Raw genomic sequence first — 24,337 nt, 5'->3', positions numbered from 1 at the left:
ACAAATTATCCCGACTGATTCACACTGTGATCATGTTCTTTTGTATCGTTCTTCTCATACCAGAAGTCCAGCACTTGTGCAGACAACACTCGCTGATCTACATACTCCACTTGGTGAGCAGTAAATTCTTCTTTCCAAGAGAAGGACAATTCTTCGCATAGGTTAACCAACGTCAACAACTCAGACCAGGCCACATAGCGTTTATACCAAAAAAACTGAGGATGTTCAATCATATAGGGATACAAATCGTCGAATTCCGTATGCTTACAATCCAAGGCACGCTCAAAGTGTACTTTAGCCGCTGCCAGTTTTTCCAGAAAAAACTGTTCGGTCAATTGTTCTTTCCCCATGTTGCTGCCTCCTCTCCAAAACCTTATCTATATTATAAGCGAAATTGAAGCTCATGCAAAGGTTATTATTAGAAATAAGGATCAGGAGTTTTGAATTGTTACTATTCAGCAAACTCAATCTTGCCGTCAGCTAACGACGAAATTTTGACCAATGACTCTACACGAATACCCTGCTCACGGATGGTTCTCGCTCCGGCCTGAAAGCTTTTTTCCACCGCGACACCAAATCCAACCAACTCCGCTCCAGAGCGTTGAATGATTTTAACCATACCTCGCGCCGCATCACCATTAGCAATAATATCATCAATGAACAGAACACGGTCATCTTCGTGAATAAATTGACGAGACAGCATAATATCCGTAACAATACCTTTTGTAAACGAAGGTACGCGTTCACACAGCGCGTCTGGATCAGCTAATAGGGTCTTTTTACGACGAGCAAATACCAACGGTACACCCAATTCCAATGCTGTCGCAAACCCGATGGCAATGCCTGAGGACTCCACAGTCACTACTCTGGTAATCTTCTCTTCTCGGAAACGTGCTGCGAACTCTCGTCCCATTGCCATTGTCAGTTCTGGATCAACCTGATGATTAAGCAAACCATCCAGCTTCAGCACCTGATCTGATGCAATCACGCCTTCATTTAAAATTCGTTTCTTTAATACTTCCATTACATGACCTCCCACGGCAATCCTATGCGGTAAAAGTACCATACTTCACCCGCCGCTTTCAAGCTATAGCTGCTTTCCCATGCGGTCATGTGACATTTTTTTTACGCTTGTTCCAGAACCATGCGGTGATTCCTCCCGCAACGATTAAAAGAATAACGACCAGCCCTACCTGATGCGTCACCTTCTCCATTAGCTTCGCCACCTGCTCCCAATGCATGCCCACCGCATGTCCAATCCCCAAAAATGTACCGCACCACAGCAAAGCTCCTGCTGATGCATAACTGATATAGCGAAAAATGCCTAGACGGGTTGTACCTGCCAGATATGAGGATACATGTCTCAAGCCGGGGACAAAATATCCGAACAGGATTCCCCAGGTACCATAGCGCCCAAACCAATTTTCAGAAGAGGCAATCCTAGAAGGCGTAAGCCTCACCCATTTTCCGTATCGATGCAAAAGTGGTTTGCCCAACAGACGCCCCAATGTGTAGCTAAGCATCATACCCGTCATACTACCGAAAAATGTGACTGCCAGTGCAGCAATGAAGTTGTAGTGCCCTTGAGACACGAGCCCGCCGAAGGCGATCATTAGCACTTCGTCGGGTATCGGCATACCCGCTACTCCAAGTGCAAGCAAGCCGAACATTGCCAAATATCCGTATTCAAGTATCCATGCAAGGATTTGACCCATAAATTACGCTCCCGTCAAGCTATTCATTAATTCACTTTAATTATTTTCAGTCTCATCCAGTCATGTCCTATTTCAGTTGAACATAGTTTGTATTATATGCTCGCTGCAGCGTTATTCAAGCAGGCAAGGAGGGACTGGGGATGAAACGTAATATTCATGTTTTTCAAATTGCTTTTACATACATCGGTACAATCGTCGGTGCCGGATTTGCTACCGGACAAGAAATTCTGCAATTTTTTACGCAGTATGGTCGTTGGGCTACACTCACTATTATGCTATCCACAATCATATTTGTATGGTTGGGTACGAAAATGATGCTGATCGCTCATGATATTTCAGCCAAATCCTACGAGGACCTGAACAAACATCTTTTTGGTGCCAATGCCGGGAAATGGATTAGCTGGTTCACACTCATCGTGTTGATTGGCGTAAACAGCGTCATGCTGGCAGGAGCCGGCTCTGTTTTTGTAGAGCACCTTCACCTGCATTACCAAACCGGACTGCTTATTACACTGATTGGTACTTATTTGCTGCTAAGTAAAGGCATTAAGGCCATCTTGCACATGAACACCGTGGTTGTCCCTCTGATGATCATCATGTCTCTTCTGCTCGTTCACAGCACGCTCTCCATGCCCAATCCTCAGAGTTTTATTACGAATACGACAGATCACAGTACATTTCGAACCTTGCTCTCTCCACTGCTGTACACGTCCTTCAACCTAACTATGGCCCAAGCCGTACTTGTACCACTTGGCAGTCAAACCTTTTCCCGAAGAACCATCCGCTGGGGCGGAGTTTTGGGCGGAGTTGGTGTCGGGTTTATGCTGATGGCTGCACACTTTGCCATGTCAGCACATATGCCGGGTATTCAGCAATTTGAAATCCCTATGGGAAGCATTGCTTACCGTCTGGGTGCCTTTGTCGAAATCATATACATTCTACTCATTTTCATGGAAATCTTCAGTACCTTTGTAGCCGACATTTATGGAGTCAGTCTGCAAATTCGTCAGCATGTCCAAATTTCGCCCAAGCTCATCACACTATTCATTATGCTCACCTGTTTTTTAATCAGTCAGTTCGGCTTCAGTTCACTGTTATCTGTCCTTTATCCTATTTTCGGAATGCTCAGTCTGATGTGGGTTAGCAAACTGATCATAGCAGGACGCAGGAGACCTTTCCGTTCCTCACGTCCTCGCTCCAGCTTTCGGCATTCCGATTCCAAACCAGGTGGTACTCGTCATGGTTAATGTGGGAATTTCAAATACATTTTCTTCAACTCGTTAACCGCCCGACTTAAAGAATAGCTTGATTTAGCTTTATCGCAGGCAGATCTAGCCAGCTCATAACGATAGGCAGGGTCAGCAATGACCTTTTCTAATGCGTCTGCCAGTGCCCTCGGATTGTCGGGTGGCACGAGCAGACCATTTACCCCATCTTCAATCTGCTCCGGTATTCCTCCCACTTCTGTACCTACCAATGCCAGACAACTTAACGCTGCTTCCGCAAATACCGAACCAAAGGCCTCCGCCCGAGAAGGCAAGACAAATACATCAAAGAAAGGCATAAACTCTTCTGGATGAAGGGTATATCCATAAAAAATCGTCTCATGGTATATATCGAGCTGTCGCGCCATCTCTTCCAGCTCAGGGCGAACCGGGCCGTCTCCAATAATATGAAGCACAAAATCCAGGTTTCTTTTTTTAAGTTCAGCACAGGCCCGCAATAAAATATCCAGTCCTTTCGCCGGAACAAGGCGACAAACGGTTATGAGCTGTGTCACTTCATTTTCGTGCGGAATGGGTTTGAAGCGCTTCTCATCATATCCATTCGGAATGACTGCGATGTCTTGCGGATTCTGAACGTAAGGAGTTAAGTAATGCTGAAAAGAATGAGATACCGCTATCAGGCGATCCGCCTTCTGCTCCATTTCCCCATACAGTGACACCAAGAATTGGTGTTCAGGCCCGTTCTCCTCTATTTTCCCGTTTAGAATTAACTCCTTCTCATAGGAAGAGTGAATCGTCTGTACGAGCGGAATGTCAGGAAAAACAGTTTTCATGGCGATTCCCGCAATCGGATGATGGGCATGAATGAGGTCATAGGGCTTCTGAATACGAAGCCGGGTCCACCACAAATAGTCACGGTACGTCTGAATATATTTTTGAACGATTGGATATTGTTCATATCTCGTCCAGTCAAAGGTATCAAAAGTTACTTCGTCCCTACCCTTGTTACGAATCCGTTTAGGGATTGAAAATAGCTCCATTTCCCAACGGGGGGATGTAAATCGCTCTTGCAGATATGGAATCATGGATGAAACGCCTCCCGGTTGCTCGGGTGGGAAAAAGAGAGCCTGTAGCAATTTCATGACGTGCTTCCCCTTTCAAGCAATTAAACTGCCCGGATCACAGATTGTATGTATAGGTTTCCGGATTTTCTGAAAGATGATATATTGAGAATAAATGTTAGTCACAAAAGAAAATTATAACATTTTAAATAGGATAAATCCTGTCTATTGTATCGGAACGATATCAACCGTTCAATAGATTGACTATTTTGGCAAATGGAGTCGGTGATGTTGACGTTGTTGTCCTTATCGGGAACCTTGGGTTTCCCATCTCTGGCCGGGGCTGTAAGTGCAGCCTGCGGTTTGTATATTATACTCATGATGGCACTGATGTGCGTGATCATATATAGCAGACAACGAAAAAAAGCCTATATCCTTTTTTCGGTTGCCGCTATTATTATTATGACATATGAAGCCATGAATCTCTATTCAGCAGGTGGAGGCAAGATGCAACTCCAAGGAATCGTGTGGAAAAATGTGCTGGAGGCGTCTGCCTTCGTGCTCATCAATGCCGCCGTATTTCAACTCTACCGGAAGCTGAAACGCTTGCAGACATGGACCTTGCTGCTGCTGGGTGCGTTATTGATATTGCCGGTTATTGCCTGGACTGCAGGTTTGTTGCCCGCTTGGATCAGCGCAGCGAAACTGGTTGGGTTCACTCTGTTTTATCGAGTACTGGTACTTATACTGAGCCTTGTGTTCATCACCCCACGAATCGGACAGCCAAAGAAGTATGTAGCGGGCTTATTCATGTATTTGCTCTGGCTTGGCTATTTGTGGCTGCGAAATGACATCCCTGAAGAAGCTGGAAGATCAAACACAGTCCTATATATGTCATTTTTACCATTGCTGTACTACACTACGTTATTCCTCATCCTGTTTGAACGGATTGTGGAACTGCTCCAAAGGATTTACCGTTCTTCCATCACCGATGGCCTGACTGGGCTATATAACCGTAAATATTTTTCGGGACGACTACGGCGATATATGGATCAAGGAATCCGCGTGTCGGTCATTTTTTGCGATATTGACAATTTCAAAAAGTTGAATGATACGCAGGGCCATGCTCGTGCGGATGAAGTACTCAAACAGGTGGCACAGATTATGGAGGATGAACTGGATGAAATCGGACTGACCGGGCGATACGGTGGCGAGGAACTGGTCGCAATGGTTGTGGATCGACGTGCCAAGGTTGGACATGTCGCAGAACGTATCCGCCAGCGGGTCGCGGAAGAAAGCATTGTCACCATCAGTGTCGGACACAGTACAGTGAAGAAGGAAATGAACCCGGATGAACTGGTCAAGCAGGCCGATCAAGCGATGTACATATCCAAAACGACAGGTAAAAACAAGGTTACAGCTTATACAGCAGCCGAAGTGAAAAAGAGTCGGGCAGCACGCGCACAATAATTCGTAAACTGCGATTCAGTGTTGAACGTTGAGTTTGAATAATTCTCTGCTGGTTGTCTATATCATAAAATGACGCACAGGAATCTCATAAGAGCCTGTGCGTCATTTATATTTAATCTGCTCATCAAACTTCTGACGTTGCAGATGCTATATCCCGGCCGATCCATGCCAGTTCTTCACTAGTCAGCTCTCGATAGCTGCCCAGTGGAAGCTGTTCATCCAGCTTTAATGGCCCCATAGCTATTCTTTTTAAATAGGTCACCTTTTTACCAACCGCTTCGAACATACGCTTCACTTGATGAAACTTCCCCTCATGGATTACAAGCGAAATATAGGAAATGAATTCTCCATCTGCCTGGTGCGGATGTTCATGGCGAAGAATGGTCAACTGTGCAGGAAGGGTAACATACCCATCATCCAGTTCCACTCCTGCTGTAAATTGATGAATATCCTCCTCCGTGACATGACCCAATACGGCAGCCTCATATGTTTTAGGGACATGCCGCCGTGGAGAAAGTAGTTCGTGCGCTAGCTTACCATCGTTGGTCAACAACAATAGCCCTTCTGTATCTTTGTCTAAGCGTCCAACTGGAAAAGGCTCAAAGTGTCGTTCCTCCGCGCTCAGCAAATCCAGCACCGTCCGCTCCCTTGTATCTTCGGTTGCAGATATAACGCCCGGTGGCTTGTGCAGCATGATGTAAATATACTCCCGAAAAACAACACTTTCCCCGTTCACTTCAATCTGATCCTGGTATGGATGAACCTGTAAGCCGCTATCCTTGGTGATCCTCCCGTTTACCGTGATCATCCCTTGCTTCACCTGTCGCTTGATATCACTACGGGAGCCATATCCCATATGGGTCAAAACTTTATCCAAACGTTGCGTTTGTCTCCCTTTTCCACTCATACCGATGTCCACCTCCAACCTGTAGGGTATTCATTTTTGAGCATGCCGTCCTGCCATTTGCCCCACCCAGCCGAATAACCATCAATGCACACGAGAGTATAGCCTTTGGGCTGGACTTCGTTCCGCAGTGCCATTCTCTCAACGGGGATGGACAAGGTCTCCCCTTTTAAATACCGGATGGCCTCAGCATCTGAACTGGAGAGATTAATGCTTCTAGCCGCCTCTGAAGGGCGTAATGCCACCGCCAGCGGGTGTGAGGGCACAAAGCGACCATTCTTGTCGGTACCCATAAACCAGCCTGGTCGCACCACCTTAAGGCCGTCCAAACGATGTGATGCCAATGGCGACTGATAAATACGATCTCCATAGACCACCGTATAGCCTGTAAAGGACACCTCCAGCTGATCCTTCACAAATTGGTGATAGGACTCCAGCACATCTTGTGGGGAGCGTGCAGCGGATTTTACATTCTCTTTGCCAGAACGAGACTTATTGCCACCCAAGCCGCGCGCGGACTTTCCTTTACCGGACTTCCCGTCCATTCCTTTTCCACTTCGTTTAGGCTCACCAGTCGCATGTCTTCCTTGACCGCTTGGCGTCAGTGCTTCCTTGACGGACAAAAACTGCTTCTTCCGTGGATACGCTGCATCTATGTTCAATGCCCTGTCATTCTTGCCCTCAAATGGAGTCAAATCCCCGGATTCAGTGTGATCTTCAGTCCCAGTGACACGACCACCTTGGTGTTGCAACACAGCGATAAAATGGCCTTCACCCTCTACGAGATGCGGCCAAAGGCGTGCTGTTCCCCGCAGTTCGGGGTGTGATGCCGAGACCTCTTCACTCATCCATTCCGGGTGGCCTGGTGCAAAACCTGCTTCCGATGGAACAGGGACTACGTCAAAATCGGGATGAGCCTCCAGAAATTCTGCGATCATTCCTTCATTTTCTTCTGGCGCAAAGGTGCAAGTCGAATAGACAATTCTCCCTCCTGTGCTCAGCATCGAGGCCGCTACACGCAAAATGTCCCGTTGCATGACTACACATTTATCCACCGAATGCGTTTCCCATTGTTTTGCCATATCCTCATCTTTGCGGAACATACCTTCTCCCGAGCAAGGTGCGTCAATTAGTATCTTGTCAAAAAAATGAGGAAAGGCATCGGCGATTCGATCCGGGCTTTCATTCAGTACCACGGCATTACGCACACCGTACAATTCCACATTTTTAGCCAACGCTTTGGTTCGGTCCGCGCTAATATCATTGGTCACCAATACGCCGCTTCCTTGTAGTTTGGCAGCTATTTGGGTCGATTTCCCGCCCGGTGCGGCGCACAAGTCCAATACAGCTTCATCTTGAGCTACATTGAGCAGTTCAACCGGAGACATTGCACTCGGTTCCTGTATATAGTACAGTCCCGCATGGTAGTAAGGATGTAACCCCGGCTTCGTACCGTGAGGAATGTAAAAACCCGTGGCACACCATGGAATCGGCCGCAGTTCGAACGGAGAACGTTCCTTAAAGTCCTCCACCGGAATTTTTAACGTATTGACGCGAATCCCGGCATGGGGCGTGTGGTCATAGGCGGTCATAAATGCTTCAAATTCGTCGCCGAGCAGTTGCTCCATGCGCTTTACAAATGCTGTGGGGAGCTGTACACCCATAATCGTAATCATCCTGTCCTTTTAAAATAAATTTTATTGTACCATATTCAACCTGTTATCCTGCAATATCGGTGTGATTTACAAACTTTCACTACAATCTGTAATGTTGTATAATAATGAGATTCATAGCTACATATTTTGAATTTTGATAGGAGAGATTGCATTGAACGCACAAAAATCCAACAAAAAAAAGCTTATACCTGTCATCGGCTTTTTTGTTGTGCTGGTCATTTTGCTTGGAGTACTGCTCGCTTTAAATTCAGGCACTAAAAACAAGCTGTATGGCGTTTCCACAGCCTCGTTAAATCCTGCTACTCAAGAGCTGCTAAATGACCCGAACTATCAGCAAATTATTAAGCCGGAAGATCTACAGAGTAAAATTGACAAAAAGGAAAACTTCTTCGTCTATCATTTCGCGTCCGACTGTGTGCATTGCCGCGCCACTACCCCTAAGCTCTTGCCTTTGAGCAAGCAGGAGAACATTACGATGCACGAATTTAATCTGCGTGAGTATGAGGATGGCTGGGACAAGTATAAGATTGAGTATACCCCTACGCTCATTTATTACGAAAAAGGCGTGGAAAAGGAACGTATGGTAGGCGGGTTGAAGGAAAGTCCTTCGGACAATGGGTACACACTCGACGATTTCAAAGCCTTCTTTGAGAAATATAAAAAGAACGTAACCTCCTAGTCAAACGTTCACACACCTGAAACGATAAAGCAGCCCGATCCTTATAAACGGATCGGGCTGCTTGCTTATCATGCGCTTCAAACTCAAGGCGCATCCTTCGTTTCCGCCGAGACAGAGCCTGAGCCTCCAGTTGCCTGTCTTCGCCTAATTGAAGCTGCCAGCGCCTGCTGACGCTGCTCATGCTTTTCCCCACGCCGAGGACCTCGCTGCTGCGGGATGTTGACTGGAATGGACGACGATGCCTTCTCCACGGCCCGGCGCAGCCCGGGCTCGACGATTTCTATCGTCAAATCCCGATAAACCGGCGGTTGGTGCTGAAGCTCTTCCGTACCGGTCATAACTGCTTCAGCAAGCTGACGGGCGCAAACGCGCGCCTCGTCCACCAGCTTCGCCATATTAATGCCCAGCGCCTGCGAAGGAGCATGCTCCAGCCTGTGGACCGCACTATTCAGCATCATATGTCCACCACGATAGTTACCATTCCGGAAATGATACAGTCCTACAGCAACTTGCAGCAAGCCTTTATATACAGGGTCACGGTCCAGCTTAAGCCACAGCTCTTCCAGTACCTCATGACATTCAAAGTAATCCCGATCCCGATTGAAGTATACCAAATAAGTCACGTACAGCGGTTCGTAGGAAAGGTTTTCCATTTAATACTCATCCCTGTCTTCTTCCTTGGTAGAGGCTTCTAGCATCTCTTTGACCTCATCGTGAAGCAGCTTGATTCCTTCCATGTCGTGCCGTTCCCACAGTTCATTAAATCTGCGCTGCGCATCAATCGTTTCACTGATCTTATGGTAGAAATACAGCCGGTGCATACCTGTTAGCACTTTAGAAACGATATTGGCTTCATCCTCGAACTTTTTCTGCGCTTCCAATATTTCAAGACGCATAGAAGACATCTCATTATCCAATACAAAGGCTGCCTCAGCTGCCTTTTTCAATCGTGTGCGCATATTATCAGGCAAGCTTTCACGATACTTATAGCTAAGAGAATGCTCTATGGTTGCCCAAAAATTCATAGCCAAAGTACGGATTTGAATTTCTGCCAGCACAATCTTCAGCCCCACTGCTGTTTGAACCGGATACTCCACAATCATATGAAAGCTGCGATAGCCGCTGTCTTTATAATTGGTGATATAGTCCTTTTCATACAGTACGGTCAAATCCTTACGTCTTCTGATATATTCGGCCACCCGCCGAATATCCTCTACAAATTGACACATAATGCGAATGCCTGCAATATCCTCGATTCCCGTCTCCAGCTGATCAGAAGGAACCTGTAATCTCTTTGCCTTATCGAGGATGCTTGATATTTTTTTAACCCGTCCGGTTACGAATTCGATAGGAGCGTATTCCTCGCGCTTTTTCAGCTCCGCACGCATTGTTTTGAACTTGACCTTAAGCTCTTCCACCGCCTGATCGTATGGCAGTAAAAATGTTCCCCAGTCTCTTCCGTCCATCCCCGTACCTCCTGTCTCTTCCGACAACACTTTTTTATCTGTGATCTGCACCAACAGCCTCGGTAATGTGTCTAAAGCCGTCCTTTCGAAGCAGCTCACGCAGGCCAGCATGTATAGCCCTATTTACTTCCGGCCCTTCGTAGATCAATGCTGTATAAATTTCAATCAGGCTTGCGCCTGCTTTAATTTTGTCATAGGCATCACGACTCGTGAAGATGCCGCCTGATCCGATAATAGGCAGCTTACCTTCCGTCTGGCGGTACACCCGTCCGATGACCTCTGTGGAACGGTCACGCAGCGGCTTACCACTCAGCCCTCCTGTTTCACTCGCATTTCGGTGCGTCAGACCAGCTCTGGATATTGTTGTATTGGTCGCAATAATGCCGTCTACTCCACTGGCAGCAATCGCATCTGTCATATATTCCAATTCCTCATCCGATACATCTGGCGCAATTTTAACCAGTACAGACTTGGCATTGCCATACTTTTTCGCCTGAACTCCCATTTCTGCCCGAACCGCTTCCAATAGCGACTTCAGTTCATTACCATGCTGGAGCTTTCGTAAATCCGGCGTATTCGGCGAGCTAATATTCACTACAAAGAAGTCCGCATACGGATACAGTGCGGAAATACACTTTTCATAGTCCTTATGAGCATCCTCATTGGGCGTGATTTTATTTTTGCCGATATTAACTGCGACCGGAACAGGTCGATGTTTGAGTGCAGCCAGACGTTTGGCCATGCTCTCAGCACCCAGATTGTTAAAGCCCATCCGATTGACTAACGCCTCATCGGGAGGCAGTCGGAACAACCGGGGCCGATCATTGCCGGGCTGTCCCACAGGTGTCACCGTTCCCACTTCCATAAATCCAAACCCGATGGAAGAAAAACCAGTAACCGCTTCTGCATTTTTATCCAGTCCTGCAGCCAGTCCAATCGGGTTGGGAAAATGAATGCCAAACAGATCAACGGCAAGATCCTCCGTTTCCTTGACTCCGTACATCCCTCGCAGTGTCGCTGCTCCACCAGGGAATGAGCCCGCATGTTTTAAGCCGTCAATGACTACATGATGGGCCGTCTCTGGACTCATTTTAAAAAAAACAGGTTTCGCAATCCTTCGATACAACACGATTCATCCACTCCGTTCTATGCCCTTGCACAATCCTAAAAAAACATCTCTACAAAATAGTTTAGCTTTTTCCATACCAAAAAGAAAGTAATTTGCGAGGTGTAGCTCCAGAACAATTCAGTTGTCATGGAGATGTCATTGAAAATGTATAATCAAACCATTTACAATGGACATAGTAAGACAAGACCTTAGCCCGTTAGAAAAGAGGGATTGCTGATATGAAGACCAAGCGCAAGCCGCCCAGTCTGCAAAAGAAAAAGGATGAGGTGAACAAGAAAGCGATTGTATGGACCGCCGTCAGCTTTGTTCTCCTCATCATTGTGATTATTCTGGTCATTGTTTTAGCACAAGCAGGAAATCGTTAAACACCAAGTAGCAATAGCATCAAAACGTTAATTTAGCCAGTGATAGGTTTTGCGGGGATTCGTCTGGTCATGCTGCGGCTCACTTGTAAATCGAGAACCAGGCACAAGCACTTGATCAGGCAATCCCCCGTTACCAATAACTACCTCCGTACCCGAAGGTACGAGTGCAAACAATTCCTCCACATCCTCTTTACCCATTCGGACGCAACCCAACGACTCATTTTTGCCAATGCTGTCCGGCTCGTTCGTGCCATGAATGGCATAATTCGTTGTAGACAGTTGCATTCCACGGCTGCCAAACTCACCGTTGGATTTGCCGTTCGGATTTACTACTTTATCGGTAATCACAAACTTCCCTTCTGGTGTTCTCTCTCCGCCCAAACCGATAGGATAATTTCGAATAAGTACATTCCCACTCACCAGTGCGAGCCTGTGCTTGGATTTGTCCACCACAATTCGCAACGGTTGCCCCAGAAAAGGCTGTCCGTGCAATGACGATGCCAGTAATGGACTGCTTTCGGCCAACGAGTCAGCGTCTAAATCTACTGCCTTCCCTGTTCCCTGTCCTGGTGAAGCAAGTAAATTACGCATAGGTGTAAAAGCCTTCTTCATCCCGTCTGTCGTACCGTACATCGTGTTAGCGGGAAAGTCTCGAGTCAGTTCATCAAGACTCTGGGGAAGACGTTGATGCTGTGAGCGAAAAGCACGCATGGAGCTATTCAACACAGCTAATTCCTCCTGTCCAGCAGCCCATTTTAGACCTGCTTTGCGAAGATTTTCACTGTCTGACGGCTTGCAAGCGCACGCAGCGGCGTCGTAAGACTGAACAGCTAATCCACCGTTTCCTTTGTTCTGTACACTAAGTAAGGGCTTCATACCCTCTCTCCAGAGCAGCCACGAGCCCCCTTGCTCCATACCCAACACCGTAGTCTTGGACGGCAGTCGGCTAGTCTTAGCCAACAAATCAGTAAGCCCCGTTCCAGCTCCACTCCCTTTTCGAGCTTGAGCCGTAAACACACCACCAACCACACCGATCTGGGCCATCTCCTTCGGATCAGCAGTGGCCACTTTCGTAACTTCAATATTATCAATTGCTGCCTGCTCAGTTCCAGATGGAACAGATGCATTTTCATTTGAAGGTCTCGGTGAATTGGCTGAAGGAACCCATATGAGCAGTAGTACCATTAACGCAGTTAACAGGTGGCGTGTTCGAGCCGTCCTTCGATCCTTCTCCTTGGACATTTGAACCAGTTTATCCTGATATTCCATCCATACGTCTGCCGGAATCTGTTTATGCTCGAAGGCTTCGAACACTTCTCCTGCGCGATTAAAGCAATAATTTGCTTTGCCCTCTTGACCGCTGCTCTCATACTCTTTGCCGAGTAAATACCAGGCCATTTTATTATCAGGGTGTTTTTTTACATACGATTTAAGATGAGGCGAATGGTTCATCGGATCCTCCTGATCGTGTAATCTTGCATACTTCCTATTATGTATATCGGCAAAAATAGACTCGATGGACAGCACATAAGAAAAACGTCTATCGACGCACTTTCACGGAAGCTAGACCGCGCTTGGCAGAAGTTTTTCTTGCGATTATAGAATAGTTCACCTCCGCTGAACCATTCTATAATCTAAAAAAAAAGCACCAACAGCTTACTTCACCGTTATACGGCGAAGGGAGCTGTCAGTGCTGTGCCTATCGAAGAAGCCTACGCTTAACCTTCTTTATTGAACGGCTCGTCTGCTACTTTGATGGAATCTGTAGGGCAACCGTCACAAGCATCCTGCATATCATCAAACAAATCTTCTGAGATCGCCTTGATGCCTTGGTTTGCATCCCCTTCAAAGATCACTTCTGCCAAACCTTCATCATCATAATCATAAATGTCTGGTGCTGTAGCGCCACACGCTCCGCAAGCAATGCATGTATCTTTTTCTACCCAAGTGTATTTAGCCATAACTTTTCTCTTCCTCCTATACAGTCAAACAAACCAGCTTTTGCATTCTATTCACATATTAATACAAACCCAATATTATTACAAATTATTTTCCTTTATCCTTCATGCAAAAAACACTTATAACGTAAGCTTGTGATGCTTGCAATAATCTACCCAAAAGTTTCACTCCGGAGTTGGTAGATTGTCTTTTTGCAGCGAAGTTCCGCGCAACTTGGAGTTGCGAAGAAGTACCGAAGGATCATCTCCCAGCATCCCAGCGGTCAAAATTGCATTTTCACCAAACTTATCGCGCAGTGCATCCATCGTCTTCAATAAGCTTTCCTTCTTAGGCTGATCCTGGTATTCAAATAGATCCATTTGAACGGCCGCTTCCTCCTTTGGAATGAGCTGCTGTAGCGTAATCCCCAGCAAGCGCACTGGCTTATCCTCTCCCCAATGGCGACGATACAACGCACATGCTTCCTTATATATGTCTTCTGCACTTTCCGTAGGAGTGCTCCTGACTTGAGAACGCGTAAAGGTCTTCATATCCGGCGTCCGAATCGTCAATTGTATACCTCCTGCCAGCATACCGTGTCGTCGAAGCCGCCGGGCTACCTGATCACTAATGTTAAGAAGTACCCGTTGGGCTTCTTCCAGCTTTACCACATCCATAGGCAGGGTAGTCGTGTGACCAATGGACTTGTTTGGCTCCCGTTCAGTGCTGACTGGAGAATGGTTAATCCCATTAGCGGCCAATTTTAACCACGAACCCGTCACACCAAATACGCCAACCAGCATATGCTCATCAGCCTTAGCTAGTTGTCCAATGGTGCGAATGTTCATTTGTAGAAGCTTATCTGCCGTTTTGCGGCCCACACCAAACAATTGACCACAAGGAAGGTTCCACAAAATGTTGGGTACATCACGCAAACGTAGAATAGATATCCCACGTGGTTTTTTCAGATCAGAGGCCATTTTGGCCAGCAACTTGTTGGGAGCAACTCCAATTGAACAGGGCAGACCCAGTTCGTCCTCTACTCGGCGCTGGATTTCCTCAGCAATTTCCATAGGTGTTCCAAACTGTTTGGATCCAGAAATATCCAGATAGCACTCATCAATTGAAGTTGCTTCCAGCATAGGCGTATACGAATAGGCAATACTCATAAATGCCTTGGAATAACGACGATACAAGTGAAAATCAGGCTGTATTACGATGAGCTGCGGACAGATCCGACGAGCCTGCTGAACGACCATCCCTGTTGAAATACCCAATCGTCGAGCTTCATAAGAGCAGGTTACAATCACACCTTTGCGCAGCTCACTACTGCCTGCCACCGCGGTAGGCAGTCCCTTATATTTCTCCGGCTCCTCCGCTGCATGAACGGAACAATAAAATGCATTCATATCCACATGCAGAATAACTCGTCCACCAGCCGGATAATAAGCACTGACATCTTTCATGCTCAACCCTTCTTTTTAACTGTAAATTCACCCGTCATCGCGGGAATATGTGTTTTGATCTTATACTTGAGATACCCTTAAATGCTATTTCTATTTTACATAAAAAATAAAGGTTTTGCGGCTAAAAATGATAATTATATATTACAATTGAAGTCATAAGTTGATATAATCGACTAACATACAAACACGACAAACTAACGCTTTCCTGTTTTTAAGCTTTAAACAACTAAATTAATGTGCTTAAAAAAGCAGAGTATCATCAATCTGAGCAATCCGCAAAGGAGGAGTCCCTCATGTCCACCGCTATTTCTATCTTTGACACAACGCTGCGAGACGGCACTCAAGGAGAAGGAATTAGCTTGTCTGCTGATGACAAATTGAAAATTGCCAAAAAACTCGATGATCTCGGTGTTCATTATATTGAAGGCGGGATTCCCGGAAGCAACAGCAAGGATATCGAATTTTTCAAACGGGTACAAGAGCTAGGCCTTCAGGCAAAGATTGTCGCCTTCGGCAGCACGCGCCGCAAAGATAGCATCGCAGCACAGGATGTCAATCTACAACGAATTCTGGAATCCGGCGCTCAGGCTGCTACACTTGTGGGTAAATCATGGGATTTTCACGTACACACCGCCCTACAGACGACACTGGAGGAAAATCTGTCTATGATTTACGACTCCATCGCCTTTTTAAAGCAAGGGGGCATGGAGGTTATTTTTGATGCCGAACATTTTTTTGACGGATATAAAAACAATCCCGAGTATGCAATCGCCGTTATGAAAAAAGCAGAAGAAGCAGGCGCGGATTGGCTCGTGATGTGCGATACAAACGGCGGTACCCTACCGCATGAGATTCAGGAAATTGTCACTATGCTGCAAAGCCAGATAACGAGGTCGCAGTTGGGTATTCATACACACAATGACTGCGAATTGGCAGTAGCGAACTCTCTAAGTGCTGTACAAGCAGGCGCAAGGCAGGTTCAGGGTACCATCAACGGCTACGGTGAACGGTGTGGTAACGCTAACCTGTGCTCCGTCATTCCTAATTTGCAGCTCAAGCTGGGCTACGACTGTCTAGATACTGAGAAGTTAAATCAACTCCACAATACAGCCCGCTTTGTGAGCGAAGTCGCCAACGTCAATATGCCTGTGAACCAGCCTTATGTAGGCAATGCAGCTTTTGCCCATAAGGGGGGCATCCACGTGTCAGCCATTCTGCGCGACTCGCGAACTTATGAGCACATCGCTCCTGAACTCGTGGGGAACAAGCAACGGGTCTTGGTCTCCGAACTGGCCGGGCAAAGCAACGTGGTATCCAAAGCGCAAGAGCTGGGCATCACCCTTGACCCATCTAGTGATGAGGCACGTGGCGTAATTAGCCGCATCAAGGAACTGGAGCATCAGGGGTACCAGTTTGAAGGCGCGGATGCTTCGTTGGAACTGCTCATTCGTGAAGCAGGTGGTGAAGTGAAGGAAATGTTCTCTTTTGAATCCTTCAAAGTGCTGGTAGAGAAAACTGCCGGCCGCCCGGTCGTATCCGAGGCATTTTTGAAACTGAATGTCGCAGGGACGAGTGTCTATACCGCAGCTGAAGGCAACGGTCCTGTCAACGCGCTCGATAACGCACTCCGCAAGGCTCTTTCTCAATATTTCCCTGCCTTGCGGGACATGCATTTGGCTGACTACAAGGTACGTGTGCTTGACGAAAAGGATGCCACTGCCGCCAAGGTACGTGTGCTCATTGAGTCTAAAAATTACGAGGACGTCTGGAGTAACGTAGGTGTATCTGAAAATGTAATCGAAGCCAGCTGGGAAGCTCTCTTGGACAGCTTCCGTTACGCATTATTGGAAGCACCGACTCCAAAAAACGATCAGGCAGAGCTTACTCATCATGGATTAGTTAATCACTAATCAGGTGCTCGCATGAGCTTATAAGGTGTCTTTGGGGTCTAGTCTACTCGGCTCGCAAAGACACCTTCTTTTTTTCAAGAGTTTCTATTTTGCGTTCCAACTCCTGCTCACTGAGCATGCCGATTATGATTTCGCGGACCTGTCCATGATGATCAACCATTACATGGGTTGGAAAAGCTATCCCTCCAAATCGTTCAAACAATGCTCCTTGCTCATCAAGTAAAATGGGAAATTTGAGATCCAAAGAGCGGGAAAACTTCTGTACATCCTCCAATCGATCATAGCGAGTTACATTGATACCATACACATCCACATCATCTTTGTACTTACTATACAACTCATTCAGCATAGGAGCTTCTAATCGGCACGGATCGCACCACGAAGCCCAAAAGCTAATAACCAAAGCTTTATTGCGCGTGGTCCCTACATCGTAGGTCTTGCCGTTTAATCCCTTTAAAATCATAGAAGGAAGCCGTTGACCAGGCTTTATCTTTTTCATTACCTCTACCGCATCTGTTTCATCCTCTACCTCTTTCTCAGCTTTAAGTCTTTCTCTACCGTATTCCTCTTTTAATGGTGCATTTTCCATGGACAGGTTTGCTGCATAAGTTGTGTTTTCAATAACTCCCCACGAAGCCCCAACCACAACCAGCATAACCATCGCTCTGATGAAAAGAAATCTTTTCACAGTCTTATCACCTGTCTTTCGTCTAAATGACCCTTACCTTCTCCATAGGATGCCCATACTGTTCCCACCTCTAACCTTCTAAATCTAAACAGGACGCAGAAAAAACAGCAAACCCACGAAATCGCGAACTTGCTGTTTTTATGTGTATATGAATGCTATGCCTTGTACTGAATCATGCATGACTTAAATGCGCGTAGACATCTGCCAAATTGGTCACATTACGCTTCAACATTTCCTGAACATACGCAACCCACAGCTTAGCCGTCATTTTCGCATCCTCTAACGCATGGTGCCGTCCTTCAATCGGAATGGATTGATAGGTCAACAATTCATCCAAACTGTAGGTTTGATGTTGCTGTGGCTCAAGCCATTTGGCAAGCATCATCGTATCCAGAACACGGTGAGTCAATTGAACTTTAGATGTTTTCCATAACGCAGCATTCAAAAAGGCCTTGTCATGAGCGCTAGCATGTGCCACAAGTACTCGCCCACCTACAAAGGACATAAAGTCGTGCAGTCCGTTCATAAGCGGTGGAGCTTCATCCGTCATTTCCCGGGTAATCCCAGTTAGCTCGGTAATATGCTCAGGAATCACAGTCCGTGGATTAACAAGCGTATAAAACTGCTCTTTTTCCATAATCATGTCCCCGACAACCCGAATCGCCCCGAACGATAAAATCTCATCTCCATGCTGTGCTGAAAATCCAGTTGTCTCCAGATCAAAAACTACCGTCTCCAAACGATCCAGCGGGGTCCGCAATACTTCAGAGCGCCGTTGCTCCCGGGTTAAGGAGCGAATAAACGCCATCTGCTGAGCCGTAGGAGCCCCCATTACAGATGCGATCGCAGACGGCACTCCTCCTCTGCGGAGAGCGCTCCAGAAGCCACTTCCCTGCGCTGGTTCCTTCATGACCTTCTCCCTTCCATAAATCGCAACTGCCTTTGCAACGCACGATGCAGCCGTCGTACTGTCGAAAGCGCCTCGCGCAACTCATGCCAGCCTTTACTTTGTTTGAGCGGCTTTACAGCCAGGTAGCCATTGCTGACCAGCAATCCATCATTCTTCTTCACCGGAGTAGCCATTCGAAGCTGAAGCGCGATCCGAAAGGCTCGCTCGCAAGCATCGAGTAAAGGCAACGGCGCCGCTTCCAATGATGCGAGACGACTGAGCCTTTTGAGGGTGGAGGTTTCCTCTACACCATGTTGCAACGCCAAAAAACGGACTGCGTTCACCAGCGGAATGTACAACCCGTATTTCACATCAAAATCGCCCGCATGCTCACCGAAGCGCTCGGTAACAATCTGACCTAAAATATTAAGTGTCGCTTTATGCCTCACCGTGTTCCTAAGCACCGCCGAGGGTAAATCAGGATGTTTTCGGAACAACTCATAAAAACTTCGTTTCCAGTTTGCAGATAATTGCTCATCTCCAGCGATATGCCTCATATCAGACGAGATAATCAGATAACGGATCGGCTCCCAAGCAAAATCGTCCGACCATTTCGTTAGCTGTTCTTGCCATCCAGACAATGTTTGGCGCCACAACGGCTCCGAGCACATTACTTTCCCCTCACATTTGGGATATCCCAAATACTCTAACATCGCAGACACTCTGCGACCAAACTCACTAAAATACAATTCTTTATTAACAGATATTGTGTTACTGATAATCATACCGTTATCCTGGTCACTCCACAGCGTCGATTCCGAGCGCCCCATGCTTCCAAAGGCTATAAATGCATAAGGGACGGGAGGAGGGCCGAAGCCATCCTCAACCATCCCTTTTTCACACATTTGTACAGCTCTGGCCGCGATGCGGTCATGCATTTCATTCGCCGTTCGTAACCAGTCTGATAACGGAGCGGAGGCTTGGGAAGCCAGCAGCCATTTTTGAGAGTCGACCCTGGCCTGCCTTAGCGATTCAGGCGTATCTGCCTGATCCATCGCTTCAGCGGAACTCACCCAAGAGGCCATATTTTGCAGTTCCATACTTCCATCTCCTCCGCTCATCCATACTGGTTCTTTATATTTTACATATTAGTTCACAATTCCAGAACGCTTTTCAGCCTCGGCAACCAACTTCATTTGCTCAGGATAGCCGTACGTACCATGTTCACTGATATCCAGTCCCATCGTTTCTTCCTCTTCCGTAACGCGGATACCCATAATCGCTTTCATCGCACCCAGAATAATGAAGGAAATGACGAACACGAAAGCCAAAGTGCCAATCAGTCCAAGCAGCTGTACTCCTAATTGTGTAAATCCACCACCATAAAACAGACCCGCTTGACCTACACCTGTTATTTTTACAAGCTCAGGAGTAGCAAAGAACCCTGTGGACACTGCGCCCCACATCCCTGCAACACCATGCACAGAGAAAGCATATACCGGGTCATCTACTCTTGCACGCTCGAACCATTGCGCTGTGAAGAAAGTGACGATCCCTGCAACTGCACCAATGACCAGTGCCGCCCAAGGGGCTACAAAGGCACAAGAACCAGTAATAGCAACCAAAGCCGCCAGCACACCGTTTAGCATAGCAGGGATATCTGCTTTTCCATATACCATCCAGGATACGAGCAAAGCGAAAACCCCACCTGCCGCAGCAGCAATATTGGTAGTCAAGGCCACATATCCAAAGAATCCGTCGTTCATAGCCGATACAGCACTACCTGGGTTAAACCCAAACCAACCAAACCAGAGAATAATAACACCCAAGATAGAGTACACCTGATTATGACCAGGGATAATGTTCGGCTTGCCATCTTTATTGAACTTGCCCAGACGCGGTTTGAGCAGCAGTGTAGCGACGAGTGCCGCCGTAGCGCCTGTCAAATGGACTACCGTCGAACCGGCATAATCCTGCATGCCTAACTTACCAAGCCATCCGCCGCCCCACACCCAGTGAGCTACAACCGGATAGATCACGATAGAGAACAAAATACCGAAGATAATGTATACACTTAATTTTGCACGCTCTGCCATTCCCCCACATGCGATAGAAAGTGATACCGCAGCGAAAGCAAAGTGGAACAAAAACATAATTGTAATCGGAACATCCAGACCTGAAAGAGCATCAAACGATGCAGCAGCATTCGTACCACTCATGAAGAAACCCGTCAGTCCCATAAATCCGTTGCCGCCATCATTACCAAATCCGAATCCAAATCCAAGTGCCCAGAAGGACAAAGCCGCAACACCCGTGGTGAGAATCGTTTTACCAGCGACATGGCCTGCATTCTTCATTCGTGTCGAGCCTGCCTCCAGCAATGCAAATCCCGCTTGCATAAAAAATACAAGTATAAATGCCAAGAACGTAAAGGCCGTGTTTAGCCCGGCTTGAAGTTGAATATTTGTCGGACCGTCAGCAGCAAACGCACCTACCGGAAAAGCTAATACTGTCAGCATGGCCAATAATACAACTAACCACTTTTTTCTCATGAAGCCCACTCCCTCGAATGTTAAGTTTCTTTACATTTCATGAAATTCTTATTGTCATTATAATCAGAATACATGAAAGTTGACAAGATTTTTTTTATTATGTTAAAAAAATATGGTCCCAAACACTCCATGTCATATTTACTAACTATAAAAGTAGCTTGTTTCTGTCCAAAAAAAAGCATGACGTTTGACTGTATGGTTGGGAATCATGTAAAATATTCTTTATATACACTCCGTTTGCAAATGCTAATATTGAAGGTTGAACGAAGAGCGCGAGGTGAAGACAGATGGGGATATGAAGCTGTATCGAATTGGTGAGCTAGCCAAGGCGGCTGGTGTCAGCGAACGAACTATTGATTATTACACAAAGCTTGGTTTGATCACACCTGAAGAACGATCATTGAAAAATTATCGGCTTTATAATGATGAAACCTTAAACAGGCTTGAACGTATTAACCAAATGAAACAAGAGAAGTATAGCCTTGAGGAAATCAGACAGACACTGATTAAATGGAACTCGGTCGCGGGGGAAGAGCACGTCACTGACAAACTAACGAGTCTAGAGATGCACATGCAGCGTCTAGAACGTGAAGTCAATGAACTACAGCCTCTTTTGGGGCAGCTCAAGCCCGTTCAAGCGCGCAAGTTGCTTACTGGTCTACTACCACAAAGCGCCGCTTGTATCGAAGCTCTGAAGTATCTGCTGGAGCATAGTTCTATGATGTAGATGCCCGGGCTATGATGAACAATAATGGAGGGTTGCTTTATGATGGGTATGTATATATTGATTATTCTTGCGTTCGGATTATCCTTATGGGCGCAATTCCGTGTAAAAGGTACTTTTAATAAATGGTCTGATGTCCCAAATGAAAATGGGTTGACCGGTTATGATGCAGCTCGGCATATGCTGGATCGCAATGGTTTGCATGATGTACCTATTGAACCAGTACCTGGTGCGTTATCTGACCATTATGATCCGATGCAAAGAGTCGTACGACTGTCCGAGCCCGTTTATTATGAAAAATCCATTTCCGCAGTTGCCGTAGCTTGTCACGAGGTCGGTCATGCCATTCAGCATAAAGAGCATTATCCCATGCTAGCACTCCGTCATCGGATCTTTCCGATCGTAAACTTCGCTTCCGGGATTGCACCGTTTCTGCTGATTGCCGGTTTCTTATTCAGCTACACAAACCTGATTGGCTTGGGTATTATCTTTTTCTCGGCTACTGTTGCCTTTCAATTAATTACATTACCGGTTGAATTTAATGCTTCCAACCGCGCCCGGGAAATTATGGTTTCCGAAGGGTTTATCCGTAGTGATGAAGAACGGGGTATCGCCAAAGTATTAAATGCTGCTGCATTAACTTATGTGGCTGCAGCTCTCGTTTCCTTGCTGGAACTAATTCGCTTAATCGGTATCTTTAACAGCCGGGATTAATTGCTTGTGTTGCAAAAAAGGTTGTTCCTCCACCAAGTTAACGGTAGAGGAACAACCTTTTTTTCTTTATCTAAAACCAACCAGCTATACTCACTGCCCTAAATCCGCTTTTGCACTTCCATTCGGAGTAGCAACACTACCTTTAAGACCAAAATATTGCAACAAAAAAGTCCGGAATGACTTTGCAACTAATGGTAGCTTGTCATCTTTGCGATGAATCAAGCCTATAGTTCGCGTGACCTCTGGATCAACAATTGACACTCTTGCAGGTTGAAGCGGGTTAGTCTGAAACAACGCCATTTCAGGCAAAAGACTGACTCCCATACCAGCCGCAACTAATCCGCGAATCGTATCTGTCTCTTCACCTTCAAAAGCAATATCTGGCGTAAATCCTGCCTCCAGACAAGCCTGCCAGACAATCGGGCGTAACGAATATCCATCTCTGAACAGGATGAATTTTTCTCCTTTAAGCTGACTCAGCGTGATGTGTTTGGCCGTGGCTAAAGGATGATTGGGCGGGAGAACAGCAAACAACTCCTCGGTCAGCACCACATCCCCCTCTACATGATCATGACGATCCGGAAAAGGAGACACAAAAGCCAAATCCACCTCACCCGCTAACACATCACGAATTAAACTCGGGTACATCCCCTGTTTAAATCTGAATTTAACATTGGGATACCGCTTTCGGAATTCAGCCACCACCGTAGGAATAAGATGAATCCCCAAACTGTGCGGAAAACCGATGCGGATTTCGCCCCCCTCAGGGTCCAAAAACTCATGAACCTCCAAAACAGCTCGCTCTAGATCTTTTATAATCGTCTCAACCCGTTTGCAAAATAGCTGTCCCACTGGCGTTAGCTGCAAATTGCGACCCTTTTGCATAAAAAGATTAACTCCCAGCTCCTCTTCAAGCTGATGAATTTGCCGGCTTACCGCAGATTGCGCCACATGTAGCTCCTCGGCTGCCTGAGTGACATGTTCTTTTTGCGCTACCTTCATGAAGTATTGCAACTGTCGTAATTCCACTCCGATATTCGCTCCAATCTGTTTTTCAACATCCGGAAGAAGACGTCAATCGAACATCATCCTCTTTCTTACCCTGCTAACTTACGTAAAACTGTCTTTAGTGACGTTTGCGTTGGCCAGTCAATCTGATCATTAATCCATAAAGGAAAAACCCACTGAGTAATCCCCCGAAGTGAGCCGTCCAGTTAATGTTCGCTACAGCGAAAGAAAACAGGATACCAAACCCAAGCAGCGTGTACAGCGTTTTGCGCGAGGCGTCATCCATCAGTGACCGCTGGAACAGGGCAACGTATAGGAAAGCTCCATAGATGCCATAAATCGCTCCTGAGGCTCCTACAGAGACTGTCGTTTCCGCCATCATGTTGTAATGCGCGATGGACAGTATGTTCCCTACAATGCCCGTGACCAGATACAATAACACATAGCGGAAGGACCCCAGCAAACGCTCCAGCGGAGGAGCGAATACGAGTATGGCGAAGGAATTGAACAAAAGATGATCAAACCCTGCATGTAAAAACATGGCTGATACATATCGCCACAGCTGATCAGTGAATGGCGCTTCATTAATCAAAGCTCCATATCGGATCAGCGTCAAACTATTTTCCGATCCACCCTGTACGGTGAGTACAATAAACATCACAATATTAATGAGCAAAATCAGACAGGTCACTGGGTAAAACCGTAAATAACTTTTCCAGTTCTCATAACGTAAAAAAATCAAGGCAATCCTTCCTTC

General features: G+C 46.5%; 25 protein-coding genes. 7 read left to right on the top strand and 18 right to left on the bottom strand.

The features are described from left to right. Window positions 1-5 precede the first annotated feature (5 nt). The 3 genes from ACL9RM_RS06275 to ACL9RM_RS06265 all read right to left on the bottom strand — a co-directional run bounded on the left by ACL9RM_RS06275 (window position 6) and on the right by ACL9RM_RS06265 (window position 1,715). The gene (locus ACL9RM_RS06275) at window positions 6-350 is read right to left on the bottom strand and encodes a hypothetical protein (RefSeq protein ID WP_007429850.1); all 345 of its coding nucleotides are present in this window, start codon (window positions 348-350) and stop codon (window positions 6-8) included. A 101-nt stretch (window positions 351-451) separates the two neighbouring features. Beyond that, window positions 452-1,024, bottom strand: coding sequence for a xanthine phosphoribosyltransferase (locus ACL9RM_RS06270; protein ID WP_013309742.1), 573 nt, complete (start codon window positions 1,022-1,024; stop codon window positions 452-454). 85 nt (window positions 1,025-1,109) lie between these two features. Next, a complete protein-coding gene (locus ACL9RM_RS06265) occupies window positions 1,110-1,715 on the bottom strand; it encodes a DedA family protein (protein ID WP_250268020.1) in 606 nt (201 codons plus the stop codon). A 140-nt stretch (window positions 1,716-1,855) separates the two neighbouring features. Between ACL9RM_RS06265 and ACL9RM_RS06260 the strand changes: the two genes are divergently transcribed. After that, window positions 1,856-2,962 (top strand): membrane protein, encoded by a 1,107-nt coding sequence (locus ACL9RM_RS06260; protein ID WP_028542811.1) that lies wholly within the window; start codon window positions 1,856-1,858, stop codon window positions 2,960-2,962. On the opposite strand, the gene ACL9RM_RS06255 is transcribed toward ACL9RM_RS06260, so the two are convergent. Next, window positions 2,959-4,083, bottom strand: a complete 1,125-nt coding sequence (locus tag ACL9RM_RS06255) for a glycosyltransferase family 4 protein (RefSeq protein ID WP_235308040.1) — start codon at window positions 4,081-4,083, stop codon at window positions 2,959-2,961. The genes ACL9RM_RS06260 and ACL9RM_RS06255 overlap by 4 nt on opposite strands. Window positions 4,084-4,290: 207 nt before the next feature. Here ACL9RM_RS06255 and ACL9RM_RS06250 point away from each other — a divergent pair, with 207 nt between their 5' ends. Beyond that, entirely contained in the window at window positions 4,291-5,472 is a 1,182-nt protein-coding gene (locus ACL9RM_RS06250; protein ID WP_235308039.1) for a GGDEF domain-containing protein, read from the top strand. A gap of 124 nt (window positions 5,473-5,596) precedes the next feature. Here the strand turns inward: ACL9RM_RS06250 and ACL9RM_RS06245 are convergent, their stop codons facing one another. Both ACL9RM_RS06245 and ACL9RM_RS06240 read right to left on the bottom strand, forming a co-directional pair. After that, the gene (locus ACL9RM_RS06245) at window positions 5,597-6,379 is read right to left on the bottom strand and encodes a pseudouridine synthase (protein ID WP_250268019.1); all 783 of its coding nucleotides are present in this window, start codon (window positions 6,377-6,379) and stop codon (window positions 5,597-5,599) included. Beyond that, entirely contained in the window at window positions 6,376-8,040 is a 1,665-nt protein-coding gene (locus ACL9RM_RS06240) for an RsmB/NOP family class I SAM-dependent RNA methyltransferase (protein WP_250268906.1), read from the bottom strand. The genes ACL9RM_RS06245 and ACL9RM_RS06240 overlap by 4 nt, the downstream gene beginning before the upstream one ends. 163 nt (window positions 8,041-8,203) lie before the next feature. Here ACL9RM_RS06240 and ACL9RM_RS06235 point away from each other — a divergent pair, with 163 nt between their 5' ends. Beyond that, a complete protein-coding gene (locus tag ACL9RM_RS06235) occupies window positions 8,204-8,731 on the top strand; it encodes a thioredoxin family protein (protein ID WP_013309735.1) in 528 nt (175 codons plus the stop codon). An 83-nt stretch (window positions 8,732-8,814) separates the two neighbouring features. Here ACL9RM_RS06235 and ACL9RM_RS06230 read toward each other — a convergent pair whose 3' ends face one another. Genes ACL9RM_RS06230 through ACL9RM_RS06220 form a run of 3 tightly spaced genes read right to left on the bottom strand, consistent with a single transcriptional unit; the run spans window position 8,815 to window position 11,326 of the window. Further along, the gene (locus ACL9RM_RS06230; protein ID WP_250268018.1) at window positions 8,815-9,384 is read right to left on the bottom strand and encodes a DUF309 domain-containing protein; all 570 of its coding nucleotides are present in this window, start codon (window positions 9,382-9,384) and stop codon (window positions 8,815-8,817) included. Then, window positions 9,385-10,197 (bottom strand): GTP pyrophosphokinase, encoded by an 813-nt coding sequence (locus ACL9RM_RS06225; RefSeq protein ID WP_023988035.1) that lies wholly within the window; start codon window positions 10,195-10,197, stop codon window positions 9,385-9,387. A 34-nt stretch (window positions 10,198-10,231) separates the two neighbouring features. Continuing rightward, window positions 10,232-11,326, bottom strand: a complete 1,095-nt coding sequence (locus ACL9RM_RS06220; RefSeq protein ID WP_061828594.1) for a quinone-dependent dihydroorotate dehydrogenase — start codon at window positions 11,324-11,326, stop codon at window positions 10,232-10,234. 218 nt (window positions 11,327-11,544) lie between these two features. Between ACL9RM_RS06220 and ACL9RM_RS06215 the strand changes: the two genes are divergently transcribed. Next, the gene (locus ACL9RM_RS06215) at window positions 11,545-11,691 is read left to right on the top strand and encodes a hypothetical protein (protein ID WP_023988033.1); all 147 of its coding nucleotides are present in this window, start codon (window positions 11,545-11,547) and stop codon (window positions 11,689-11,691) included. Between the two features lie 27 nt (window positions 11,692-11,718). Here the strand turns inward: ACL9RM_RS06215 and ACL9RM_RS06210 are convergent, their stop codons facing one another. From ACL9RM_RS06210 to ACL9RM_RS06200, 3 genes are all read right to left on the bottom strand, one after another. After that, window positions 11,719-13,143: a L,D-transpeptidase gene (locus ACL9RM_RS06210; RefSeq protein ID WP_250268017.1), complete on the bottom strand. Its 1,425-nt coding sequence runs from the start codon at window positions 13,141-13,143 to the stop codon at window positions 11,719-11,721. Between the two features lie 266 nt (window positions 13,144-13,409). Continuing rightward, on the bottom strand, window positions 13,410-13,652 hold the full coding sequence (locus tag ACL9RM_RS06205) for a ferredoxin (RefSeq protein ID WP_013309730.1): 243 nt from the start codon (window positions 13,650-13,652) through the stop codon (window positions 13,410-13,412). A gap of 162 nt (window positions 13,653-13,814) precedes the next feature. After that, window positions 13,815-15,095 (bottom strand): DNA polymerase IV, encoded by a 1,281-nt coding sequence (locus tag ACL9RM_RS06200; RefSeq protein WP_023988030.1) that lies wholly within the window; start codon window positions 15,093-15,095, stop codon window positions 13,815-13,817. Between the two features lie 293 nt (window positions 15,096-15,388). Here ACL9RM_RS06200 and cimA point away from each other — a divergent pair, with 293 nt between their 5' ends. Continuing rightward, window positions 15,389-17,005, top strand: coding sequence for a citramalate synthase (gene cimA, locus ACL9RM_RS06195; RefSeq protein ID WP_250261794.1), 1,617 nt, complete (start codon window positions 15,389-15,391; stop codon window positions 17,003-17,005). Between the two features lie 43 nt (window positions 17,006-17,048). On the opposite strand, the gene ACL9RM_RS06190 is transcribed toward cimA, so the two are convergent. From ACL9RM_RS06190 to ACL9RM_RS06175, 4 genes are all read right to left on the bottom strand, one after another. Beyond that, complete coding sequence (locus ACL9RM_RS06190; RefSeq protein WP_250268016.1) at window positions 17,049-17,693, bottom strand: TlpA family protein disulfide reductase; 645 nt, start codon at window positions 17,691-17,693, stop codon at window positions 17,049-17,051. Between the two features lie 172 nt (window positions 17,694-17,865). Further along, on the bottom strand, window positions 17,866-18,603 hold the full coding sequence (locus ACL9RM_RS06185) for an exonuclease domain-containing protein (protein WP_061828597.1): 738 nt from the start codon (window positions 18,601-18,603) through the stop codon (window positions 17,866-17,868). Continuing rightward, complete coding sequence (locus tag ACL9RM_RS06180) at window positions 18,600-19,682, bottom strand: DUF294 nucleotidyltransferase-like domain-containing protein (RefSeq protein WP_250268015.1); 1,083 nt, start codon at window positions 19,680-19,682, stop codon at window positions 18,600-18,602. Before ACL9RM_RS06180 ends, ACL9RM_RS06185 begins: the two co-directional genes overlap by 4 nt. A 48-nt stretch (window positions 19,683-19,730) precedes the next feature. Next, window positions 19,731-21,134 carry an ammonium transporter gene (locus ACL9RM_RS06175; RefSeq protein WP_039270006.1) on the bottom strand — a complete coding sequence of 468 codons (1,404 nt, stop codon included), beginning with the start codon at window positions 21,132-21,134 and terminating at the stop codon, window positions 19,731-19,733. A gap of 295 nt (window positions 21,135-21,429) precedes the next feature. On the opposite strand from ACL9RM_RS06175, the gene ACL9RM_RS06170 reads away from it, so the two are divergent. Next, on the top strand, window positions 21,430-21,861 hold the full coding sequence (locus ACL9RM_RS06170) for a MerR family transcriptional regulator (RefSeq protein ID WP_023988024.1): 432 nt from the start codon (window positions 21,430-21,432) through the stop codon (window positions 21,859-21,861). Between the two features lie 39 nt (window positions 21,862-21,900). Then, window positions 21,901-22,572, top strand: coding sequence for a zinc metallopeptidase (locus ACL9RM_RS06165; RefSeq protein ID WP_023988023.1), 672 nt, complete (start codon window positions 21,901-21,903; stop codon window positions 22,570-22,572). Between the two features lie 90 nt (window positions 22,573-22,662). Here the strand turns inward: ACL9RM_RS06165 and ACL9RM_RS06160 are convergent, their stop codons facing one another. Further along, window positions 22,663-23,601 carry a LysR family transcriptional regulator gene (locus ACL9RM_RS06160; protein ID WP_039270004.1) on the bottom strand — a complete coding sequence of 313 codons (939 nt, stop codon included), beginning with the start codon at window positions 23,599-23,601 and terminating at the stop codon, window positions 22,663-22,665. Window positions 23,602-23,698: 97 nt separating this feature from the next. Next, a complete protein-coding gene (locus ACL9RM_RS06155; protein ID WP_061828599.1) occupies window positions 23,699-24,322 on the bottom strand; it encodes a rhomboid family intramembrane serine protease in 624 nt (207 codons plus the stop codon). Between the last annotated feature and the right edge of the window lie 15 nt (window positions 24,323-24,337).

This window comes from Paenibacillus sp. S29, assembly GCF_049319765.1.
Classification (GTDB): domain Bacteria; phylum Bacillota; class Bacilli; order Paenibacillales; family Paenibacillaceae; genus Paenibacillus; species Paenibacillus polymyxa_B.
Note: the sequence above shows the minus strand (reverse complement) of the source record. Positions and strands in the feature narration are given on the sequence as shown.

Bases quoted from the DNA above. Each gene is read 5' to 3' on its own strand.
- ACL9RM_RS06230 (WP_250268018.1), bottom strand. From the start codon at position 9,384: ATGGAAAACCTTTCCTACGAACCGCTGTACGTGACTTATTTGGTATAC.
- ACL9RM_RS06250 (WP_235308039.1), top strand. From the start codon at position 4,291: ATGTTGACGTTGTTGTCCTTATCGGGAACCTTGGGTTTCCCATCTCTG.
- ACL9RM_RS06185 (WP_061828597.1), bottom strand. From the start codon at position 18,603: ATGAAGGAACCAGCGCAGGGAAGTGGCTTCTGGAGCGCTCTCCGCAGA.
- ACL9RM_RS06245 (WP_250268019.1), bottom strand. From the start codon at position 6,379: ATGAGTGGAAAAGGGAGACAAACGCAACGTTTGGATAAAGTTTTGACC.
- ACL9RM_RS06240 (WP_250268906.1), bottom strand. From the start codon at position 8,040: ATGGGTGTACAGCTCCCCACAGCATTTGTAAAGCGCATGGAGCAACTG.
- ACL9RM_RS06270 (WP_013309742.1), bottom strand. From the start codon at position 1,024: ATGGAAGTATTAAAGAAACGAATTTTAAATGAAGGCGTGATTGCATCA.
- cimA (WP_250261794.1), top strand. From the start codon at position 15,389: ATGTCCACCGCTATTTCTATCTTTGACACAACGCTGCGAGACGGCACT.
- ACL9RM_RS06165 (WP_023988023.1), top strand. From the start codon at position 21,901: ATGATGGGTATGTATATATTGATTATTCTTGCGTTCGGATTATCCTTA.
- ACL9RM_RS06210 (WP_250268017.1), bottom strand. From the start codon at position 13,143: ATGAACCATTCGCCTCATCTTAAATCGTATGTAAAAAAACACCCTGAT.
- ACL9RM_RS06205 (WP_013309730.1), bottom strand. From the start codon at position 13,652: ATGGCTAAATACACTTGGGTAGAAAAAGATACATGCATTGCTTGCGGA.
- ACL9RM_RS06225 (WP_023988035.1), bottom strand. From the start codon at position 10,197: ATGGACGGAAGAGACTGGGGAACATTTTTACTGCCATACGATCAGGCG.
- ACL9RM_RS06265 (WP_250268020.1), bottom strand. From the start codon at position 1,715: ATGGGTCAAATCCTTGCATGGATACTTGAATACGGATATTTGGCAATG.
- ACL9RM_RS06255 (WP_235308040.1), bottom strand. From the start codon at position 4,083: ATGAAATTGCTACAGGCTCTCTTTTTCCCACCCGAGCAACCGGGAGGC.
- ACL9RM_RS06200 (WP_023988030.1), bottom strand. From the start codon at position 15,095: ATGAAAGATGTCAGTGCTTATTATCCGGCTGGTGGACGAGTTATTCTG.
- ACL9RM_RS06180 (WP_250268015.1), bottom strand. From the start codon at position 19,682: ATGGAACTGCAAAATATGGCCTCTTGGGTGAGTTCCGCTGAAGCGATG.
- ACL9RM_RS06260 (WP_028542811.1), top strand. From the start codon at position 1,856: ATGAAACGTAATATTCATGTTTTTCAAATTGCTTTTACATACATCGGT.
- ACL9RM_RS06215 (WP_023988033.1), top strand. From the start codon at position 11,545: ATGAAGACCAAGCGCAAGCCGCCCAGTCTGCAAAAGAAAAAGGATGAG.
- ACL9RM_RS06175 (WP_039270006.1), bottom strand. From the start codon at position 21,134: ATGAGAAAAAAGTGGTTAGTTGTATTATTGGCCATGCTGACAGTATTA.
- ACL9RM_RS06170 (WP_023988024.1), top strand. From the start codon at position 21,430: ATGAAGCTGTATCGAATTGGTGAGCTAGCCAAGGCGGCTGGTGTCAGC.
- ACL9RM_RS06275 (WP_007429850.1), bottom strand. From the start codon at position 350: ATGGGGAAAGAACAATTGACCGAACAGTTTTTTCTGGAAAAACTGGCA.